We start from the raw sequence: 18,908 nt of genomic DNA on the forward strand, positions 1-18,908 counted from the left end.
TCAAAGGACTTTTGCCAAAAATTCTTGCGTTCTTTTTTCCTGTGGATTTTCAAATAAATCTATGGGTTTTCCTTCTTCGACAATCACTCCATCAGCCATAAATAAGACCCGATCTGCCACATTTTTGGCAAAGCCCATCTCGTGTGTGACGATAACCATGGTCATGCCTTCCTTGGCCAATTCTTGCATGACGTTGAGAACTTCGCCTACCATTTCTGGGTCAAGCGCTGAGGTCGGTTCATCAAATAACATCACCTCGGGATTCATTGCTAAAGCTCGCGCAATAGCTACCCGCTGCTGTTGTCCACCAGAGAGAGACTGTGGATAAGCTTGAGCTTTATCTGCCAATCCCACCCGTTCTAATAATTGAGTAGCTTTTTCCACAGCTTGAGTTTTATCCATTTTCCCCGTTTTGACAGGTGCTAAACTGAGATTTTCTAAAACCGTCATATTGGGAAAGAGATTGAACTGTTGAAAAACCATTCCCATTTTTTCCCTATGTTTAAAGACATCCACCGATTTATCTGCAATATTGGTTCCTTCAAAATAAACTTCGCCTTTGGTTGGTTTTTCCAGCAAATTCATCGTGCGTAAAAATGTGGATTTCCCTGAACCAGATGGGCCAATCATCACCACCACTTCCCCTTTTTGAATTTGGATGTCCAATCCTTTGAGGACTTCTGTTTTTCCAAAATATTTATGCAGATTTTTTATTTCAATTAAATATTCATTCATTATTTTGCATATCCTTTCCCAAATTTCTTTTCCAGCAATGATAACAAGCGACTCACTACAAAAGTGACCACGAAATAATAGAAAGCGACAAACAGCATTGGCGAAACCGTTTGATAAGTTAGATTAACAACCGTTTGTGCGCCATTGAATACCTCCATAACTCCAATGGTATAAAGCAGTGAGCTATCTTTGATAATCGTCACAAATTCATTGCCCACCGCTGGCAAAATGTTACGAATCGCTTGAGGTAAAATCACTGTAAGCATCGTCTGAGTCGGCCGAATTCCCAATGAATACGCGGCCTCTCTTTGACCCGCTGGTACAGCTTCAATACCTGCACGAACGATTTCTGCCATATATGCACCTGAGTTGAGGGCAAGCACCAAAATCCCCGGAAGCAGACGCCCTAAGTCTTGTTGGAGGATTCCTACTTGAAAGGTCGGAAATGAGCTGTTTCCCAAGAGCGCAAACCCTAACATAATTTGCACGAGCATTGGCGTTCCACGAAATAACTCAATATAAATATTAGCCAGCCAGCGTACTGGAGCAACTTTTGAAAGTTTGCCCAAGGCCGTTACAATTCCTAGCAAAGTCCCAATTAGCACCACAAAAGCTGAAATCAAAATGGTCACAAGCATCCCATCATTAAAATAGGGGAGGTATTTTGGTAAAAAATCAAAATTCATAGTTTCTCTTTTCTCTTAGATAATTTCTATTTTTATTAAAAACAATAGCATAATTATACTACAAAAAGAATAATAATACAACGGAAAATGAATAAACATTAGAGAATTTACTGACGAAAATAAAAAAAGCGCTTTTCAGTGCTATTTTTATCTATACTATCAATTCAAAAATTACGTCAGTAAATAATCATTCTTTTTTCCGTATCGATTGTTAAGCGATCGGCGGCAGCCAACTGATGAATTTCGCCATCAATTTGAACAGGCTGATTTTCAGTTAATTCAACAGCAAACTTTTTGTTGATCCGATGCAAAAATAAAGGATGTTTCAAATGGGTTCCCTTTAGCACACTTGGAATCAAAGAAAAAGTCCGAAAGATGTTGTGCTTATCATACTCCACCAAATGAATATCCGCATTGCTATTGGAAGCCTGTGGAGAAATTTTTACCCCACCGCCAAAATAGGGATGTTTCGTAAAAGTCATCAAAAAAGCTTTCCCCAATTCAAGCGTCTGACTTTCTTGCGTAATCACCGCACCAAAAGATTTTTTGGTCACTAAAACGTGCAGAGCAGTCAAAATATAAGACAAGCTACCTAGTTTCAAATAGTTGAGCAAGCGCTTTAGCCTGCCCTCATTTGCTACTTTTACAATCGTTGCGTCCAAACCAATGCCGATATTATTTAAGGCATAACCTGTCAAACCTTGCGAACGATAACGCATGATAAAAATTTCATGTTTCCTTTGTGATTTTGCCGCCTCAAAGGCCTCAATCGGATCAAGGCTCAATTTCAAACTTCGTGCAAAATCATTCCCCGATCCTGAGGGAATATAAGAAAATGCCTCCCTTGCAGGCAGTTTATCGATGACTAAAGAAAGCGTCCCATCACCACCGATGACGACCAACTGATCTTCTTCTTTTTTAACTGCTAATATTTGTTGAAGCAAAGAAGCTTCTTCGCCACCTTTTTTTGTTGTATAAAGTCGATAATTATAATGATTTGTTTTCAAATAAGGAAGGAGAATTTCTAATGCCCTTCCCCCATTACCCGCACCGGAATTTGGATTTGCCAAAAGATAATAAGTCATAGATTTATTTTACCAAAAATTACAGGATTTTTATCATTTTAATCATTTTGTCAGCAAATTTTATCCTCTGACGAAGTTTTCGTCAGTAAATTCTCTACAAAAAAATTACTGACAAAATGCGTCAGTAATTTCTCTTGTTTTTTTATCAGTAAATTAGTTTTCAACAGTTGCAGGAGCAGCTTCTTTTACTTCAGGAGCATTTTCCAAATCTGCCAAAGGTTCAATGTTACGGTAACGGAACATACCGGTACCAGCAGGAATAATCTTACCGATGATAACATTTTCTTTAAGTCCAAGCAAGTGGTCTTCTTTACCGCGAATCGCAGCATCAGTAAGCACACGAGTTGTTTCTTGGAATGAAGCAGCTGACAAGAATGAATTTGTTTCAAGAGAGGCTTTAGTAATCCCCATCAAGACTGGACGTCCTGTTGCAGGAGCTTCTCCATTCAAGAGTGCTTGTTCATTTGCTTTTTCAAAATCAGAAATGTCCATCAAAGTACCTGGTAAGATGTCAACAGATCCGTTGTCCATGATGCGAACTTTACGGAGCATTTGACGAACCATTACCTCGATGTGTTTGTCGCCGATTTCAACCCCTTGTGAACGGTAAGTCTTTTGAACTTCGCCGAGCAAGTAAGTTTCAACTGACAATGCGTCACGCACTTGTAACAAGTGTTTAGGCTCAATAGAACCTTGAATCAAAGGTGCACCACGGTGGATAAATTGACCTTCTTCAACTTCAAGAACGTCAGCCATACCAACAGTGTAGCTACGTGTATCTGTCTTACCTTTGACGGTAATTTCACGTGTACGAGTAGCCGGATCTTCAACAATAGACTCAACCGTACCCGTTACTTCAGTGATGACCGCTTCCCCTTTAGGGTTACGGGCTTCAAAGATTTCTTGGACACGAGGCAAACCTTGTGTGATATCTGAACTTGACGCCACACCACCCGTGTGGAATGTACGCATTGTCAACTGAGTACCAGGTTCACCGATTGATTGAGCGGCGATAGTACCAACCGCTTCACCAACTTCAACCGCATCCCCAGTAGCCAAGTTGATACCATAACAGTGTTTACATACACCGTGTGGTGTTTTACAAGTAAATACTGAACGGATAGTGACTTCTTTAACACCAGCATCAACGATTTGACGAGCGACATCTTCAGAAATCAAAGTATCGTCAGCGATAATCAATTCGCCAGTTTCTGGATGGAGTACTGATTTACGCGTATAACGACCAACCAAACGTTCGAACAAAGGTTCAACCATTTCTTTACCAGTAGCAATGTCAGAAATAACAAGTCCACGGTCAGTTCCACAGTCGTCTTCACGAATGATAACATCTTGGGCAACGTCAACCAAACGACGAGTAAGATAACCAGAGTCGGCAGTCTTCAGGGCTGTATCGGTCATCCCTTTACGGGCACCGTGAGTTGAGAAGAACATTTCCAAGACAGAAAGCCCCTCACGGAAGTTTGAGATGATAGGCAATTCCATGATTTTACCATTAGGAGCGGCCATCAAACCACGCATACCAGCGAGCTGTGAGAAGTTTGAGATATTACCACGGGCTCCAGAGTCCATCATCATAACGATTGGGTTAGTCAAATCTTGTTCATCAATCAATCGTTTTTCAAGTGACTCTTTAGCATCACGCCAAACACCAGTAACAGCGTTATAACGTTCATCATCAGTAATCAAACCACGACGGAATTGTTTCGTAATTTGTTCCACACGTTCATGCGCAGCATCGATAATTTTATGTTTATCTTCAACAACAGGAATATCAGCAATCCCCACAGTCAAACCAGCCAAAGTAGATTGGTGGTAACCAAGGTCTTTCAAACGGTCAAGGTATTCAGACGTTGCCGTTGTACGGTAGCGTTTGAAGACTTCGGCGATGATATTTCCGAGATAACCTTTTTTAAATGGACGAACAGTGTCAACTTTATCCAAAACTTCGTGAATATCTTGACCAGCATCCATGAAGAAACGATCGTCTGTTTTACCAGTCAAGTTAGCGTCCGTTGGTTCATTCAAGTAAGGCATTCCTTCAGGAATGATTGAGTTGAAAATCACTTTACCAACTGTCGTCACCAAGATTTTATCTTGATGCTCTGGCGTCCAAGGTTTCTTGATTGATTTAGTAGCAATACCAATACGTGTGTGCAAATGCACATAACCATTACGCATCGCAATTTCTACTTCCTCAGGACTTGAGAAAATCATTCCTTCGCCTTCACGACCTTTTTCTTCCATCGTGAGGTAGTAGTTACCAAGAACCATATCCTGTGAAGGAGTAACGACAGGTTTACCATCTTTAGGGTTCAAGATATGTTCAGCAGCAAGCATCAAAAGACGTGCTTCAGCTTGAGCTTCTTCAGACAAAGGCAAGTGAATCGCCATTTGGTCACCGTCAAAGTCGGCATTGTAGGCTTCACAAGCAAGTGGGTGAAGACGCATCGCTTTACCATCAATCAAAACAGGTTCAAACGCTTGAATACCAAGGCGGTGGAGCGTAGGTGCGCGGTTAAGAAGAACAGGGTGTTCTTTAACTACTTCTTCAAGGATATCCCAAACATCTGAGTCTTGACGTTCAACTTTACGTTTAGCCGCACGAATATTAGCAGCCAATTCTTTCTTAACAAGTTGTGCCATTACAAATGGTTTGAACAACTCGATCGCCATTTCACGTGGAACACCACATTGGTACATTTTAAGTGTTGGACCAACAGCGATAACCGAACGTCCAGAATAGTCAACCCGTTTACCAAGCAAGTTTTGACGGAAACGTCCTTGTTTCCCTTTCAGCATATGTGAAAGAGATTTCAATGGACGGTTACCGGCACCAGTGATTGGACGACCACGACGACCGTTGTCAATCAAAGTATCAACAGCTTCTTGAAGCATCCGTTTTTCATTTTGAACGATAATATTTGGAGCATTAAGTTCCATCAAACGTTTCAAACGGTTATTACGGTTAATAACACGACGATACAAGTCGTTCAAGTCAGATGTGGCAAAACGTCCACCATCTAATTGAACCATAGGACGCAAATCTGGTGGAATAACTGGTAATACGTTCAATACCATCCAAGATAAAGCATTGCCTGATTTTCTGAAAGCTGACAAAACGTCCAAACGACGAATAATTTTTACACGACGTTGTCCAGTAACTGTTTTGAGTTCTTCTTTGAGTTCAGAAACTTCTTTATCAATATCAACATCATTCAACAAATCTTGAATCGCTTCAGCACCCATTTTGGCAACGAATGAACCAAAACCATTTTTCAAGAGTTGTTCGCGATACTCACGTTCAGTCAAGAGTTGTTTTTTCTCAAGATCAGTTTCTTTAGGGTCAATGACCACATAGCTCGCAAAATAAATGACTTCTTCAAGCGCACGTGGGCTCATATCAAGGGCAAGTCCCATACGTGATGGAATGCCTTTGAAGTACCAAATATGTGAAATTGGAGCAGCAAGCTCAATATGTCCCATACGTTCACGACGTGATTTTGCTGTTGTTACTTGAACACCACAAAGTTCACAAACTTGATTTTTGTAGAAAACACCTTTAAGTTTTCCACAAGCACATTCCCAGTCTTTTTGAGGACCGAAAATACGTTCATCGAAAAGTCCTTCACGTTCAGGTTTTTGTGTACGATAGTTGATTGTTTCTGGTTTTTTGACTTCACCAAATGACCAGTAACGAATTTTTTGTGGAGATGCGATACCAATTCGCATGCTCTCAAATTTATTTACATCGACCAATTCTTTCTCCACTTCTAATAAATTTAACGCTGTATTGATTTTGAGGACTGCTGATAATCAGCAGTTCATTCAAAATCTTCATTTCTAATATGTGACAAGTCTGTCAAATATTTTTATTCTTCATTTCCAGCGTTAATCAAAGCTTGTTCTTCAGCTTCCGCTTGTGCAACAATAGCTTCCTGTGCTTCAAGCATTTCAGGAGTAATTTCTGTATTATCAGGACGAGTCATAACTTCGTCTTCGTCCAATTCACGCAAGTCAAGGACATTGCTATCTGCATCAAGGACTTTCATATCAAGACCAAGAGATTGCAATTCTTTAACAAGGACGCGGAATGATTCAGGAAGACCTGGTTTAGGAATACGTTCACCTTTAACGATTGCTTCATAAGCACGTGTACGTCCAATCACGTCATCTGACTTGTAAGTCAAGATTTCTTGAAGAACATTTGCCGCACCATAAGCTTCCAACGCCCAAACTTCCATTTCCCCGAAACGTTGTCCACCGAACTGTGCTTTACCACCGAGCGGTTGTTGTGTAACGAGTGAGTAAGGACCAACTGAACGAGCATGGAGTTTATCATCAACCATGTGGTGAAGTTTAATCATGTACATGACACCAACTGAAATTCGGTTATCAAATGGTTCACCAGTACGACCGTCATAAAGGACAGTCTTAGCGTCAGCAGCCATACCAGCTTCTTTAACTGTATCCCAGATATCTTCATCAGAAGCACCGTCAAAGACGGGTGTTGCGATGTGGATACCCAAAGTACGAGCAGCCATACCTAAATGAAGCTCCATAACCTGTCCAATGTTCATCCGTGAAGGCACCCCAAGTGGGTTCAACATGATATCGATTGGAGTTCCATCTGGCAAGTAAGGCATATCTTCCACAGGAACGATATTTGAAACGACCCCTTTGTTACCGTGACGTCCGGCCATCTTATCCCCAACGTGGATTTTACGTTTTTGAGCAATGAAGACACGAACGAGCTTATTCACACCTGATGGCAATTCATCACCATTTTCACGAGTAAACACACGCACATCGTGGACGATACCGCCACCACCGTGAGGCACACGGAGTGATGTATCACGAACTTCACGAGCTTTTTCACCAAAGATTGCACGAAGGAGACGTTCTTCTGGTGTTGGATCAGTTTCACCTTTAGGAGTAACTTTACCAACCAGCAAATCACCGTCTTTCACTTCCGCACCGATACGGATAATACCAGCTTCGTCAAGGTTTTTGAGTGCTTCATCTCCAATATTAGGAATCTCGCGAGTGATTTCTTCAGGCCCAAGCTTTGTATCGCGTGTTTCTGATTCATATTCTTCGATAGCGATTGAAGTATAAACGTCATCTTTAATCAAACGTTCAGACATGATAACCGCATCCTCAAAGTTGTAACCTTCCCAAGTCATATAGGCAACGAGTGGATTTTGACCAAGGGCCATTTCCCCGTTTTCCATAGAAGGTCCATCAGCAATGATGTCACCTTTTTCAACTTTTTCGCCAAGTTGAGCAAGCGGACGTTGGTTGTATGAAGTTCCTGAGTTTGAACGTTGATATTTAGTGATATTGTAGATATCAAGCTCGCCGGAGATACGGCGAACACGAATTTCATCACCATCAACATATTCAACCACACCATCATGTTTAGCAAGTAAAGCAGCACCTGAATCGCGCGCTGTTTGATGTTCCATACCTGTACCAATCCAAGGAGCGTGCGGGTCAATCAGTGGAACTGCTTGACGTTGCATGTTGGCACCCATGAGGGCACGGTTGGAGTCATCGTTTTCAAGGAAAGGAATACAAGCGGCAGCTACGGCGATAACCTGTTTAGGCGATACGTCCATGTAATCTGCTGTTGAAGCTTCTACTTCGATGTTGTTACCAGTGTGACGGGCCATAACTGTTTCATTAGCAAAACGGCTATCTTCAGTCAAACGTGAGTTAGCTTGGGCAACAGTGTAGTTGTCTTCTTCATCAGCTGTGAGGTATTCTACTTCATCAGTAACAATCCCTGTTGCACGATCAACACGACGATATGGTGACATAATGAAACCATATTCGTTAACTTTGGCATAAGATGACAAGTTGTTGATCAAACCGATATTTGGTCCTTCAGGTGTTTCAATAGGACACATACGGCCATAGTGAGTATAGTGAACGTCACGCACTTCATAAGAAGCACGGTCACGCGAGATACCACCAGGTCCTAAGGCAGAAAAACGACGTTTGTGTGAAAGCTCAGACAAAGGATTGTGTTGGTCCATGAACTGTGAAAGTTGTGAAGAACCAAAGAATTCTTTAATAGAAGCTGTTACAGGACGAATGTTAATCAAACCTTGTGGTGTGATATTTTCATTTTCTGAAGATGACATCCGTTCGCGAATAACACGTTCCATACGTGAAAGTCCGATACGTACTTGGTTTTGAAGCAATTCACCTACTGAACGGATACGACGGTTACCTAAGTGGTCGATATCGTCCACTTTACCGATTCCTTCAGCAAGACCAAGCCAGTAGCTAATGTTTGCAATAACATCGGCTGGAGTCAATACGCGGCATTCATCATCTGGTGTTCCATTTGAGAGCAAAGTCACAACACGTTCTGAATTTTTCGGTGAGTAAACCTTGATGCTTTGCAAAGTGATTGGTTCTGGAATAACGGCGTCGTCAGAAGGTTCAACAACAAAGTTTCCAAGACCATTGTCAAGAAATGGTTCAATCACATCAAGCACATCACGTGTTACAAGCGTATCTGCATTGACAAGAATTTCACCAGTTTCTGGGTCAACAATTGGCTCTGCCAAAGTCAAACCGAGGAGACGATTTTTGAGTGCCAATTTTTTGTTAAATTTATAACGACCAACAGCCGCAAAATCATAACGTTTTGGATCAAAGAAACGTGCAACAAGCAAACCACGTGAGCTGTCAGCAGTTTTTGGTTCACCTGGGCGAAGACGGTCATAGATATCTTTGAGCGCTTCTTCTACACGAGTGTCCGCTGGATTTTTATGAACATCTTTTGCGATAGTATCTGTCAAAAGTTGAGTTTCACCCAACAATTCAAGGATTTCATCATCTGAACCAAAACCAAGGGCACGAAGCATTGTTGTAAATGTTAATTTACGTGTACGGTCAATACGAACATAACCGATTCCTTTAGCATCAGTATCTAACTCAAACCAAGCCCCACGGTTAGGGATTGTTGTATGACCAAAGCTTTCGAGACCATTTTTGTCTGCTTTGAGGTGGAAATATGAGCCGGGGCTACGTACCAATTGGCTGACGATCAAACGTTCTGAACCATTGTTGATAAATGTACCCATTTCAGTCATGAGTGGGAAATCTCCAAAGAAGACTTCTTGTGTTTTCAGTTCTCCCGTTTCTTTATTTACAAGACGGAAGGTTACATAAATTGGTGCTGAATAGTTTGCGTCATGCGCGCGCGCTTCTTCAACAGTGTATTTCGGTGTTTTCATCTCGTAACCGACAAATTCAAGCTCCATTGTGCCTGCAAAGTTGTCGATTGGGAACATTTCTTTAAAGACATTTGCAAGACCTTCATCGAGGAAGTTCTTGTAACTTGATGTTTGAACTTCGATGAGGTTTGGCAAACCGATTACTTCTTTGATACGTGAAAAGCTGCGTCTTGTACGGTGTTTACCGTATTTTACGTCATGTCCTGCCAAGTGTTTTCTCCTCTATTTTTTAGATTTGATTAAAAAAGTCTGTGTTTTTGGTGAAATTTAAATGAAAAAAACCGAAAAGTCTGTAGTTTGTCTTTTTAATAACTTTTCTGGTTTTATCGACTTAAAGACGCCAAAAAAGCAACGAAAACACGAATGTTTCGTTGCTTACAAAGCCTATGGGGACAAGAGATCCCACAGAATTTGCTGACAAACCATTATTTCTATTATACTATATTTCTAGTGGTTTGGCAAGGTGAATCCTAGGAATAAACGCTTGTTCAGGTTAAAGATCAATTTTTTCAATGATTGTTTTAAAAGTTTCTAGTTCCGGTCGAGAAAGTGACTGAATCAAAGAAGCAAAGCTGTTTTCTCTACGTTGACTCTCTAGTTCTTCTAACATAATATAAGAAGCTTGGTTCCCAATAAAAGTCGAAAGTGTATCAAGCAGCATGATTTGTTCATTGCTGAGTGGTTCAGCAGTCAACACAAAAAGGCTTCCTAAACGCAATCTATTTCCCTCTATCGGACCTATTGTAACCCAATGATCAGCAAAATTGCTTTTCAAAAGCTCAATTTTTTGCAGAAGCGAACTTTCTATTTTCACACTATCACTAATTTCAAAATTTTTGAGCGCTTCATCAGAAATTTCTTCGGAGATTTTTTGATAAGTGAAAAAATTTTTAAGGATTTTATTTTCTCGAAATTCGTCACTAGCGTAGCCATAACCTAGACAATTTCTTTTCGAATTAATGCCAAAAATATGACCATTTATGACTTTGGCCGCTCGTTCTAATATGACCTGATAGGGAAATGGCTCTGAAAAATCAACTGAAGTTTCTCTGAGTAGAACATTGAGTTGTTGTGTCTGCTTAAAAATCTTTTCCATACTTCTCTCCTTTATGATACTTTGTTTAGTCTACCAAGAAAACGCTAACAGTATTTTTTTGATTACTTTTATCCTATCATATCTTACTAAAGGTGTCAAACTTCCTACACCGGTCACTAAAATTAAGTTATTAACTTATATATTTCTGTTTAGTTATTTCTTTTTTCTTTTATATCGTAAAGTTATGTGTTATAATATAGGTGTTACAAATATTTTAATGGCGTTTTTTTAATACGCACTGAGGTGTATTTTGTTATTTTATGATCGTTTAAAAAGTTTAGTCGTTGATTCCCACAAATCTTTCAATCAAATCGAAAGAGAGTTGGGTTATCCCAGAAATGCACTTGCTAACTACCGTTTAGGCAAGGAACCTAGTGCGAAGCGTTTGGCAGAAATTGCTGATTACTTTGACGTTACTACCGAATATCTGCTCGGCAAAGGAGATGATTACAATTACAAAAAAGCGCAGCTTCTTTTTGAATATTTAAGTCAAGAAAAGAAACAAAACTTACTTAACTACATCGAAGCTCGTCTGGATGAAGTGACGCGTTTTGAACAAGAACGTGTTTCTTTGAACGTGGAGCAATTCGTTCACAAAGATGCTGATACTTGGGTTTTTCAACCCAGTGATAAAATCGTTCGTTTTCCTCGTCAGGAACTTCCTGATGACTACGATGTTATTTTCGAACTCGTCAATGAGGCTTTGCAACCTGCGATTCCAAGTATGAATGGCGATTTGGTCTTTATTAAATTTACCGAAAAACCTTTGAAAGAAGGCATTCTATCATTTTCTTTGGAAGCTAATCAGCTTGCTAAGTTAGTCACAAATGATGATAGAGTGCTTTACCTCAGTTATTTAGGCACAGACGATGCTGAAGCTTCTGAGGAATTGTCCGGAAAAGTTGTAAAAGTTTATCGTTCACAAGAAGTTCTTTCTTGATGACCTTTTGTTTCTCCGTATAAAAAAAATCTTCTACTTTTCAGTAGAAGATTTTTTTATATTAACTTTTCCTTTGGTAGAGACCGAAACTCCTTCTTGTTGAAGAAGGGCGATTTGTTCGCTTCTTCCTGGCTCTGGTAGGGCAATTGTTCCATCTGAACGGATAATCCGCCACCAAGGGAGCTTATAGTTGTGAGACATTGAATGTAAAATCCAAGAGACTTGGCGCGCAGCATTGGGCAAACCGGCTAGTTTGCCAACATCTCGATAGCTCATTACTTCTCCTTGAGGAACTGCTTGAATGACGGCTAATATCTTTTTGGTGTTTTCTGTAAGCTCAGCCATTACCAAATTTCCACTCGTTTTTCTGGTGCTTGATACATTTTATCTGTCGTTTTAATATCGAAGGCTTCATAAAATTCTTCGAGATTTGTTGGCGGAATATTTGCTCGTAATTTTGCTGGGGCATGAACATCCATAGACAAAAGCATTTGTTGGAACTCTGTGCTTGCTTTCATCCGCCAAATGGTTGCCCATTGGCTAAAGAAAGCTTTTAAATCAAGGTCTTTTTCTTGTTTAGCTGCGGTCAGTGCTGCTGTGATTCCGCCTTGGTCAGCGATATTTTCTGATACAATGAGTTTTCCATTAGCTGCGCCTGCTTCTGTTTCTATCCCTTCAAAGCGTGCAATCATTTCTTCTTGCTTTTTCTCAAAAGCTTCATAATCTTTGTCCAGCCACCACTTGTTGAGGTTGCCATATTTGTCAAATTGAGCGCCATTGTTATCGAAAGCGTGTGAAATTTCGTGAGCAATGACTGCGCCAATTCCACCATAATTTTGTGAGCTAGATTGTTCTAATGAATAGAAAGGGGCTTGCAAAATTGCTGCTGGGAAAACAATAGTGTTGCTATCTGGACTATAATAAGCGTTGACCATGTGAGCTGGCATATGCCAAATGGTTTTATCCACATCTTCTGAGAATTTTTCATAGACACGCGCTGTCAAAATTTCATCAAAGTTGACGGCATCTTCATATAAAGTACCTTCACCAACTTTTAATCTGCTATAAATTTCTGGTAACTTATCTGGAAAGCCAATGAATGCTGTAATTGCATCAAGTTTTTCGATTGCTTTCGTGGCCGTTTCTTGGCTAAGCCATGTGTTTGTGCGTAAGCGTTCTTGATACACGTTTATCATCGCTGCAACCATGCGTTTCACATCGGCTTTGGCAGCTTCACCAAAATATTTTTTGCCGTAAAATAAGCCAACGACTTGACTGAAGTAAGCTTCTGTAATATCCAATTGGTGCTTGTCTTGACTTCTGGCTTCTTGGACATTGGAAAGAAAGCGCGCGTAAGCTCCACCAAGAATTCGCAATTCTTCATTCAAAAATGAGCTGGCCCTACGTGCAGTTTTCGTCAGCATCCACGCTTTGATGAGTGGCCAATTTTCTTCATTGATTAAGGTGTTAAAATTGTCGTAAAATCGATTTTCGAAAACAATAACCTTTTCAACTTTTGTTTGTACTAAATCTTTAAGCAGCGCTTGAAAATCAATGGTAGAGATTTTGCTGACGAAAGTTTTGGTGCTGACGGGATTGTAAAGCTCAACATATTTTGCCCATTCTTCTGACGTATTTGCTGACGAAACTAATAGAAGGTCAAATTTGACGGCGTCAGCAGCAATCTTTTGGGCATTTTCCACATCAAAATGCTCCAAAATTTCAGCTGAATTTTTTGCCCAAAAATCAAGCAGCTCGGTCTTTCTTGGGTGTTCGTCAGCATAATAGGTCGTATCTGGCAAAATCAAACCTGGGCCAGTAAAGCTCAATCCATAGTGAATAGCATCTTTCATATCTGGCTCAACACTAAAGGAGAAAGGAACCGGCGCTTGCGAATGGAAAATCAAATCCGTCAGCTTGTCTTTAAACTCTTGAAAATTGGTAAGTTTTTGAACTTTGGCCAATTCCGCTTTTACGGCTGTAAAATCAGCTTTTTCGCGGCTTTCCCAATCTCCAGCTTTATTGTAAAACTTAATTGCTTCTAAGAGTTCGGCATTGTCTTTGGGAAGATTTGCTGACAATTCCGTCAAATCGGCTGACAAATTTTTTTCATTTTCCAAAACCAATTCATCGAAAGCGGAAATTCTAGGCTTATCTGCGGGAATCTCAGCTTTGGTCAGCCATTCCTCATTGACTGCTGCAAATAAATCATCTTGAATTCTTACCATTTTTTCTCCTTTTTTACTTATATTTTTCTATTATTATAGCACAATCATAAAAAAAGTACTGACAATTCTGTCAGTACTTTAAGCTTATATGCGAAGTCGGCGACGCAGTCCTGCTGCTCGATTTCCGAACCATCTTTCTAATAGACCAAGTTGAGCTGCAAACCACAAATAAGTGTAAAATCCAGCACCGCCGGCAATGAGGGCAATGAGTGCTGACGCAATCCGTCCAGGTGTTTTTCCAAAAATGAGTCCCAAAATCATCTCAGCAACAATGACAACGATTGACATAAACAGCGTCAATAATGAGGCACCTATGATTCCTCGAGTGGTATTTTTAATAGAGAAATGTGTGATTTCATGCAATTTTCTAATGAACAAGAAGACACCAAGCGTGAAAGAAATTGTCGTTGCTAGAAGTGGCCCAAAGCTGTGGAAAATCAGAATCAATGGCACTTGAAGAACTAACTTCACAACCAAAGTAATGGCAAAAAAGCGCATCGCTAAGCGTTTATGATCCATCACAGTCAATGGTGGATAAACCAGCATATAAAGTCCAAGCAAGAAGGTCTGTAAACTTGCAAAAACAAATAAGCTACTCTGCAAAGTTGACGGAATTTGATAGAAAATAGTATAGATAGGTTTAGTCAAAAGTGCCATCCCAACGACCGCTGGGAGCATAAATCCAACATAAAGTTGAAAGTTGTAACCCACTAAGGTCGCAAGTTCGCGACGATTTCCTTTGACGTAATGCTCCGTAATCAAGGGGTCAGAAACTGAACCCAATGTCAAGGCCACTCCAAGTAAAACCATTGTCAATTTGTCTGTATTAGCAGAAAAATAACTCATCAAAGCCAGCAATTCATTATGGCTGTAATCTGTGACCCATGGCATCATGTTCATAAACGTTGAATTGTCAATGATTTTGAAAATTTGAATTGCTGAACCAATCACGATGAAAGGAATAGCAGTATGCATGGTTGATTTCATGATGCCCAGTGCATTGATTTTTGATTTGGCTGGGCCTGGATGCAAGAGATGGCTTAATTTACCCGATTTTTGTAAATAATAAAGTAGAACTGCATAAGAACCAAGCATTCCTATAAAGGCTGCTGTGGTTGATTGAGTAACGGCATTTTGCCAGCTGTGCGAGCCGAGTTTCATAATGGCAAAGGTGGCAGCAAGCATCCAGATGACCCGAACGACTTGCTCTAATAATTGGCTGAGGGCGTACGCTTTTACTTCATTTAAACCTTGAAAATATCCTCGAATGACGGACATTGACGGGAAGATTAAAACGGCTAAAGCTAGACTTTTCATGACTGGAACGAGATCCGCACTGTCTTTCCCTCCAACAAGAGTTGAGAGTGGCCCTGAAAGGACAAACATCAGTCCTGCCGCAACCAAACCTAAACCTGCCATGATTGCAAGCATTTGACGGACTAAACGATAAGCCATATTGGGGTCGTCCAAAGTATTGTAACGTGCGACCTCACGCGCAACAGCTGCTGGGATTCCAATCGTTGATACGAGTAGAAAAAGCGCATAAATATTATAACCCATGCTAAACAAAGAATTGGCTTCATTTCCGAAACGCCCCATCCAAGCATACCACGGGATGATATAGACCACGCCTAAAATTTTTCCAATCATATCTGCACCGGTACGCCAAGCAGCACCTGAGAGCATCTGATCTTTTGATTTTGCAGCCGTTTTTGGCGGCTGCTCTGTATTCACTAGTTTTTCTGAATCTTCCATTGTTCCATTTTACCTTAACTTTATGCTTTTGACAATCAAATGCTAATATTTATTATTCCTTTTGTTCTCTATTCTAAAACAAAATTCCTAAAAGAAGCTCAATGACTTATGCGCTCCTTTGTTCCTTGTGCTATAATAGTAAGAACGGGATAATTCCCTTAAATTTCCTTGCTTTAGAAAGGTATCGTGATTTGCGATAGATGGGCATTTTTAACCATGATTAAACTTCAACAGATTTTAGAAATACTAAAAAAAGATGATAATTTTCGAGAAATTTCAGCGGGTGGTGAATATTATTTCAACTGGTCGTCTGAAGTTTGCTTTGATGAACTTTCTTACGATTCACGGCAAACGACAGCAGGGACGCTTTTCTTTGCTAAAGGTTTAAATTTCAAAAAAGAATATTTAGCAGATTTGAAAGCTCCTTTTTATGTTTCTGAATTTGACTATGAGGTTGATGTTCCGGCTGTTATTGTGACCGATGTTAAACGGGCTATGGCTTTAATCGCAGCGGCTTTTTATGATTTTCCACAGGACAAACTCAAATTGCTGGCTTTAACGGGAACTAAGGGGAAAACGACTTCTGCTTATTTTGCTAAAGCAATCCTTGATGAGATGAACGGGGGAAAAACCGCCCTTTTATCAACAGCTCAAACGACTTTAGACGGCAAATATTATTTTAAATCAGAATTGACAACGCCAGAAAGTCTTGATTTGCTTGAAATGATGGCAAAGGCTGTGGATAATGGGATGAGTCATTTGGTCATGGAAGTTTCAAGTCAGGCTTATAAGACTGAGCGAGTTTATGGCCTAACGTTTGATGTTGGGGTCTTTTTGAACATTTCACCTGATCATATTGGTCCTATCGAGCATCCGACTTTGGAAGATTATTTCTATTGTAAACGTCAATTGCTACGTCACTCTCGCTATTTCGTGGCTAATGCTGAGATGAATCATTTCCCAATCATCAAGGAAGAATTGACGGAGCGGCAAATTCCTCACGCCTTCTATGGTGGTGCTTCGCAAAACGTGATTACGGCGTCTAAAGGATTGCATTTTGTGACTGACGGTGACATCAGCGGTGATTTTGTCATTCGTTTGCTGGGTAGATTTAACCAAGAGAACGCTCTTGCGACTGCTTTAGCAACGAAAGCTTTGGGAGCTTCTGATGATCATATTCGTCAAGGCTTAGCGTTAGCGGTGGTGCCTGGTCGTATGGAGCTTTTAACCGCCAAAAATGGCGCTCATATCTATGTGGATTATGCGCACAATGGAATTTCTTTGGAGAATTTGGTGAAGGTCGTTGAAGAGCATCATAAAGGAAAATTGTTGCTGGTGCTTGGTTCCACAGGAAATAAAGGTGAAAGTCGCAGAAAAGATTTTGGTCAAGTCATTGAAAATCACTTACGCATTGAAGCGATTTTGACAACTGATGATTCTAACCGCGAAAATCCTAGAGAAATTGCTGACGAAATTGCACACTATATCACACGCGATGTTGCTTTCGAAATGGATCGTGAATTGGCTATAAAAATGGCCATTGAAGCAACCGAAAATGCTGACGATGCTGTCATCATTGCCGGAAAAGGCGCTGACCGATTCCAATTATTGAATGGCAAACGTGAAGCTTACCTTGGTGACCGTGAAGCAGCAGAAAAATACTTATAAAAATTTACGTCAGCATTTTGGGAACACTAAATCGGTGTGAACTTTACGTCAGCATTTTAGTCTGATAAAAAAACGGCTCATTTCTTGAGCCGTTTTTTCGTCAGTAAATTTTCGTCAACAACTTATGCAAAATGGTTCACTACCGCCAAAATACGTTGAAGTTCTGCGTGTGTTTCATAGTCTACTGTATCCGAGTACAGAAGCGATGAGAGTTGGCGTGAAGAATAGCCTGCTTCTTCGCTGACTTCATCAACATTGAGCGATTTTTCTTTCATTTTATACAAAATCGCTTGTTTAAAATTGTTCGTAATTTCTTCTTGTTGAAATTGCGAAAGGTTGTTAAACTCATCAGTTGAATAGTTTGTTAATTGATCAGAATTCATTTTAATGCCTTCTTTTTATTTTGTAAAATCAATGACCATACGACCTTCGATTTTACCTGCTTTCATTTCGTCAATGATATCATTGATTTCTTCGAGTTTACGTGTGGCAACGACTGGTTTAACTTTTCCTTCAGCACCAAAGCGGAACGCTTCTTCAAGGTCAAGACGAGTACCAACCAGTGAACCAGCTACTTCTACACCGTCAAAGACAGTTGTCGGAATAGACAAGGACATATCTGAGTTAGGCAGGGCAACAGCCACCATTTTACCCATTGGCTTCAGGCAAGCTACGGCTTGTTCAAAGGCTACACGAGCAACGGCAGTCACGATTGAAGATTGAGCACCAAGTCCACCAGTAACTTTCTTAATTGCTTCAACTGGGTCAACTTCAGAAGAATTGATGACCACGTCAGCCCCTTGTTTTTTAGCCAAGTCCAGTTTTGGTTGGTTGATATCAACCACGATAACTTTTGCGTTGAAGACATTCTTAGCATATTGCAACGCCAAGTTACCAAGTCCACCAGCACCAAAGATAACTTGCCAGTCACCAGGTTTCACACCTGAAACTTTGATGGCCTTGTAAGTCGTTACACCAGCACAAGTGATAGAGGAAGCTTCGACAGGGTCAAGTCCTTCTGGTACTTTGACTGCATAGTCAGCAGTGACAATCGCTTGTTCAGCCATCCCGCCATCAACAGAGTAACCTGCATTTTTAACTTCGCGACAGAAAGTTTCATTACCAGAAACACAGTATTCGCAGTGGCCGCAGCCTTCAAAGAACCAAGCGACAGAAACACGATCGCCAACTTTGAGTGATGTAACATCACTACCAATTTCTTTAACAATCCCGATTCCTTCGTGGCCAAGGACTGTGCCTGCTTTGTTGCCATAGTCACCAGCTGCAACGTGCAAGTCGGTGTGACAAACGCCACAATACTCCATGTCAAGCAAAGCTTCATTGGCTTTGATTGGACGAAGTTCTTTCTCAACGACATCTGCATATCCATCTGGATTTTGGCGTACTACTGCTGCTTTCATATGTGTTCTCCTTTTTTTACGAT

Annotated in this window: 13 protein-coding genes; 2 read left to right on the forward strand and 11 right to left on the reverse strand. The window is 40.5% G+C overall.

Annotated elements, in window-relative coordinates:
• The 6 genes from EQJ87_RS05815 to EQJ87_RS05840 all read right to left on the reverse strand — a co-directional run bounded on the left by EQJ87_RS05815 (nt 1) and on the right by EQJ87_RS05840 (nt 10,873).
• The gene (locus EQJ87_RS05815; protein WP_130123738.1) at nt 1–735 is read right to left on the reverse strand and encodes an amino acid ABC transporter ATP-binding protein; all 735 of its coding nucleotides are present in this window, start codon (nt 733–735) and stop codon (nt 1–3) included.
• A complete protein-coding gene (locus EQJ87_RS05820; protein ID WP_130123739.1) occupies nt 735–1,421 on the reverse strand; it encodes an amino acid ABC transporter permease in 687 nt (228 codons plus the stop codon). The genes EQJ87_RS05815 and EQJ87_RS05820 overlap by 1 nt, the downstream gene beginning before the upstream one ends.
• A gap of 176 nt (nt 1,422–1,597) precedes the next feature.
• Nucleotides 1,598–2,506, reverse strand: coding sequence for a diacylglycerol/lipid kinase family protein (locus EQJ87_RS05825; RefSeq protein WP_130123740.1), 909 nt, complete (start codon nt 2,504–2,506; stop codon nt 1,598–1,600).
• A 153-nt stretch (nt 2,507–2,659) separates the two neighbouring features.
• A complete protein-coding gene (gene rpoC / locus EQJ87_RS05830) occupies nt 2,660–6,283 on the reverse strand; it encodes a DNA-directed RNA polymerase subunit beta' (RefSeq protein ID WP_190289049.1) in 3,624 nt (1,207 codons plus the stop codon).
• 113 nt (nt 6,284–6,396) lie between these two features.
• Entirely contained in the window at nt 6,397–9,987 is a 3,591-nt protein-coding gene (gene rpoB, locus EQJ87_RS05835) for a DNA-directed RNA polymerase subunit beta (protein ID WP_130123741.1), read from the reverse strand.
• 283 nt (nt 9,988–10,270) lie between these two features.
• The gene (locus EQJ87_RS05840) at nt 10,271–10,873 is read right to left on the reverse strand and encodes a GAF domain-containing protein (RefSeq protein WP_130123742.1); all 603 of its coding nucleotides are present in this window, start codon (nt 10,871–10,873) and stop codon (nt 10,271–10,273) included.
• 250 nt (nt 10,874–11,123) lie between these two features.
• Here EQJ87_RS05840 and EQJ87_RS05845 point away from each other — a divergent pair, with 250 nt between their 5' ends.
• Nucleotides 11,124–11,813 carry a helix-turn-helix domain-containing protein gene (locus EQJ87_RS05845; RefSeq protein ID WP_223804506.1) on the forward strand — a complete coding sequence of 230 codons (690 nt, stop codon included), beginning with the start codon at nt 11,124–11,126 and terminating at the stop codon, nt 11,811–11,813.
• 33 nt (nt 11,814–11,846) lie between these two features.
• Here EQJ87_RS05845 and EQJ87_RS05850 read toward each other — a convergent pair whose 3' ends face one another.
• The 3 genes from EQJ87_RS05850 to EQJ87_RS05860 form a co-directional block, all read right to left on the reverse strand.
• On the reverse strand, nt 11,847–12,158 hold the full coding sequence (locus tag EQJ87_RS05850) for an MGMT family protein (RefSeq protein ID WP_130123744.1): 312 nt from the start codon (nt 12,156–12,158) through the stop codon (nt 11,847–11,849).
• Nucleotides 12,158–14,041 carry an endopeptidase PepO gene (pepO, locus tag EQJ87_RS05855; RefSeq protein WP_130123745.1) on the reverse strand — a complete coding sequence of 628 codons (1,884 nt, stop codon included), beginning with the start codon at nt 14,039–14,041 and terminating at the stop codon, nt 12,158–12,160. Before pepO ends, EQJ87_RS05850 begins: the two co-directional genes overlap by 1 nt.
• Before the next feature lie 84 nt (nt 14,042–14,125).
• The gene (locus tag EQJ87_RS05860) at nt 14,126–15,796 is read right to left on the reverse strand and encodes a putative polysaccharide biosynthesis protein (protein ID WP_130123746.1); all 1,671 of its coding nucleotides are present in this window, start codon (nt 15,794–15,796) and stop codon (nt 14,126–14,128) included.
• A gap of 216 nt (nt 15,797–16,012) precedes the next feature.
• Here EQJ87_RS05860 and EQJ87_RS05865 point away from each other — a divergent pair, with 216 nt between their 5' ends.
• Nucleotides 16,013–17,464, forward strand: a complete 1,452-nt coding sequence (locus EQJ87_RS05865; RefSeq protein WP_130123747.1) for a UDP-N-acetylmuramoyl-L-alanyl-D-glutamate--L-lysine ligase — start codon at nt 16,013–16,015, stop codon at nt 17,462–17,464.
• A gap of 122 nt (nt 17,465–17,586) precedes the next feature.
• On the opposite strand, the gene EQJ87_RS05870 is transcribed toward EQJ87_RS05865, so the two are convergent.
• Nucleotides 17,587–17,847, reverse strand: a complete 261-nt coding sequence (locus EQJ87_RS05870; protein WP_130123748.1) for a hypothetical protein — start codon at nt 17,845–17,847, stop codon at nt 17,587–17,589.
• Between the two features lie 15 nt (nt 17,848–17,862).
• On the reverse strand, nt 17,863–18,885 hold the full coding sequence (gene adhP, locus EQJ87_RS05875) for an alcohol dehydrogenase AdhP (RefSeq protein ID WP_130123749.1): 1,023 nt from the start codon (nt 18,883–18,885) through the stop codon (nt 17,863–17,865).
• Nucleotides 18,886–18,908 lie beyond the last annotated feature (23 nt).

The organism is Lactococcus sp. S-13, assembly GCF_004210295.1.
In the GTDB taxonomy this organism is placed as follows: domain Bacteria; phylum Bacillota; class Bacilli; order Lactobacillales; family Streptococcaceae; genus Lactococcus.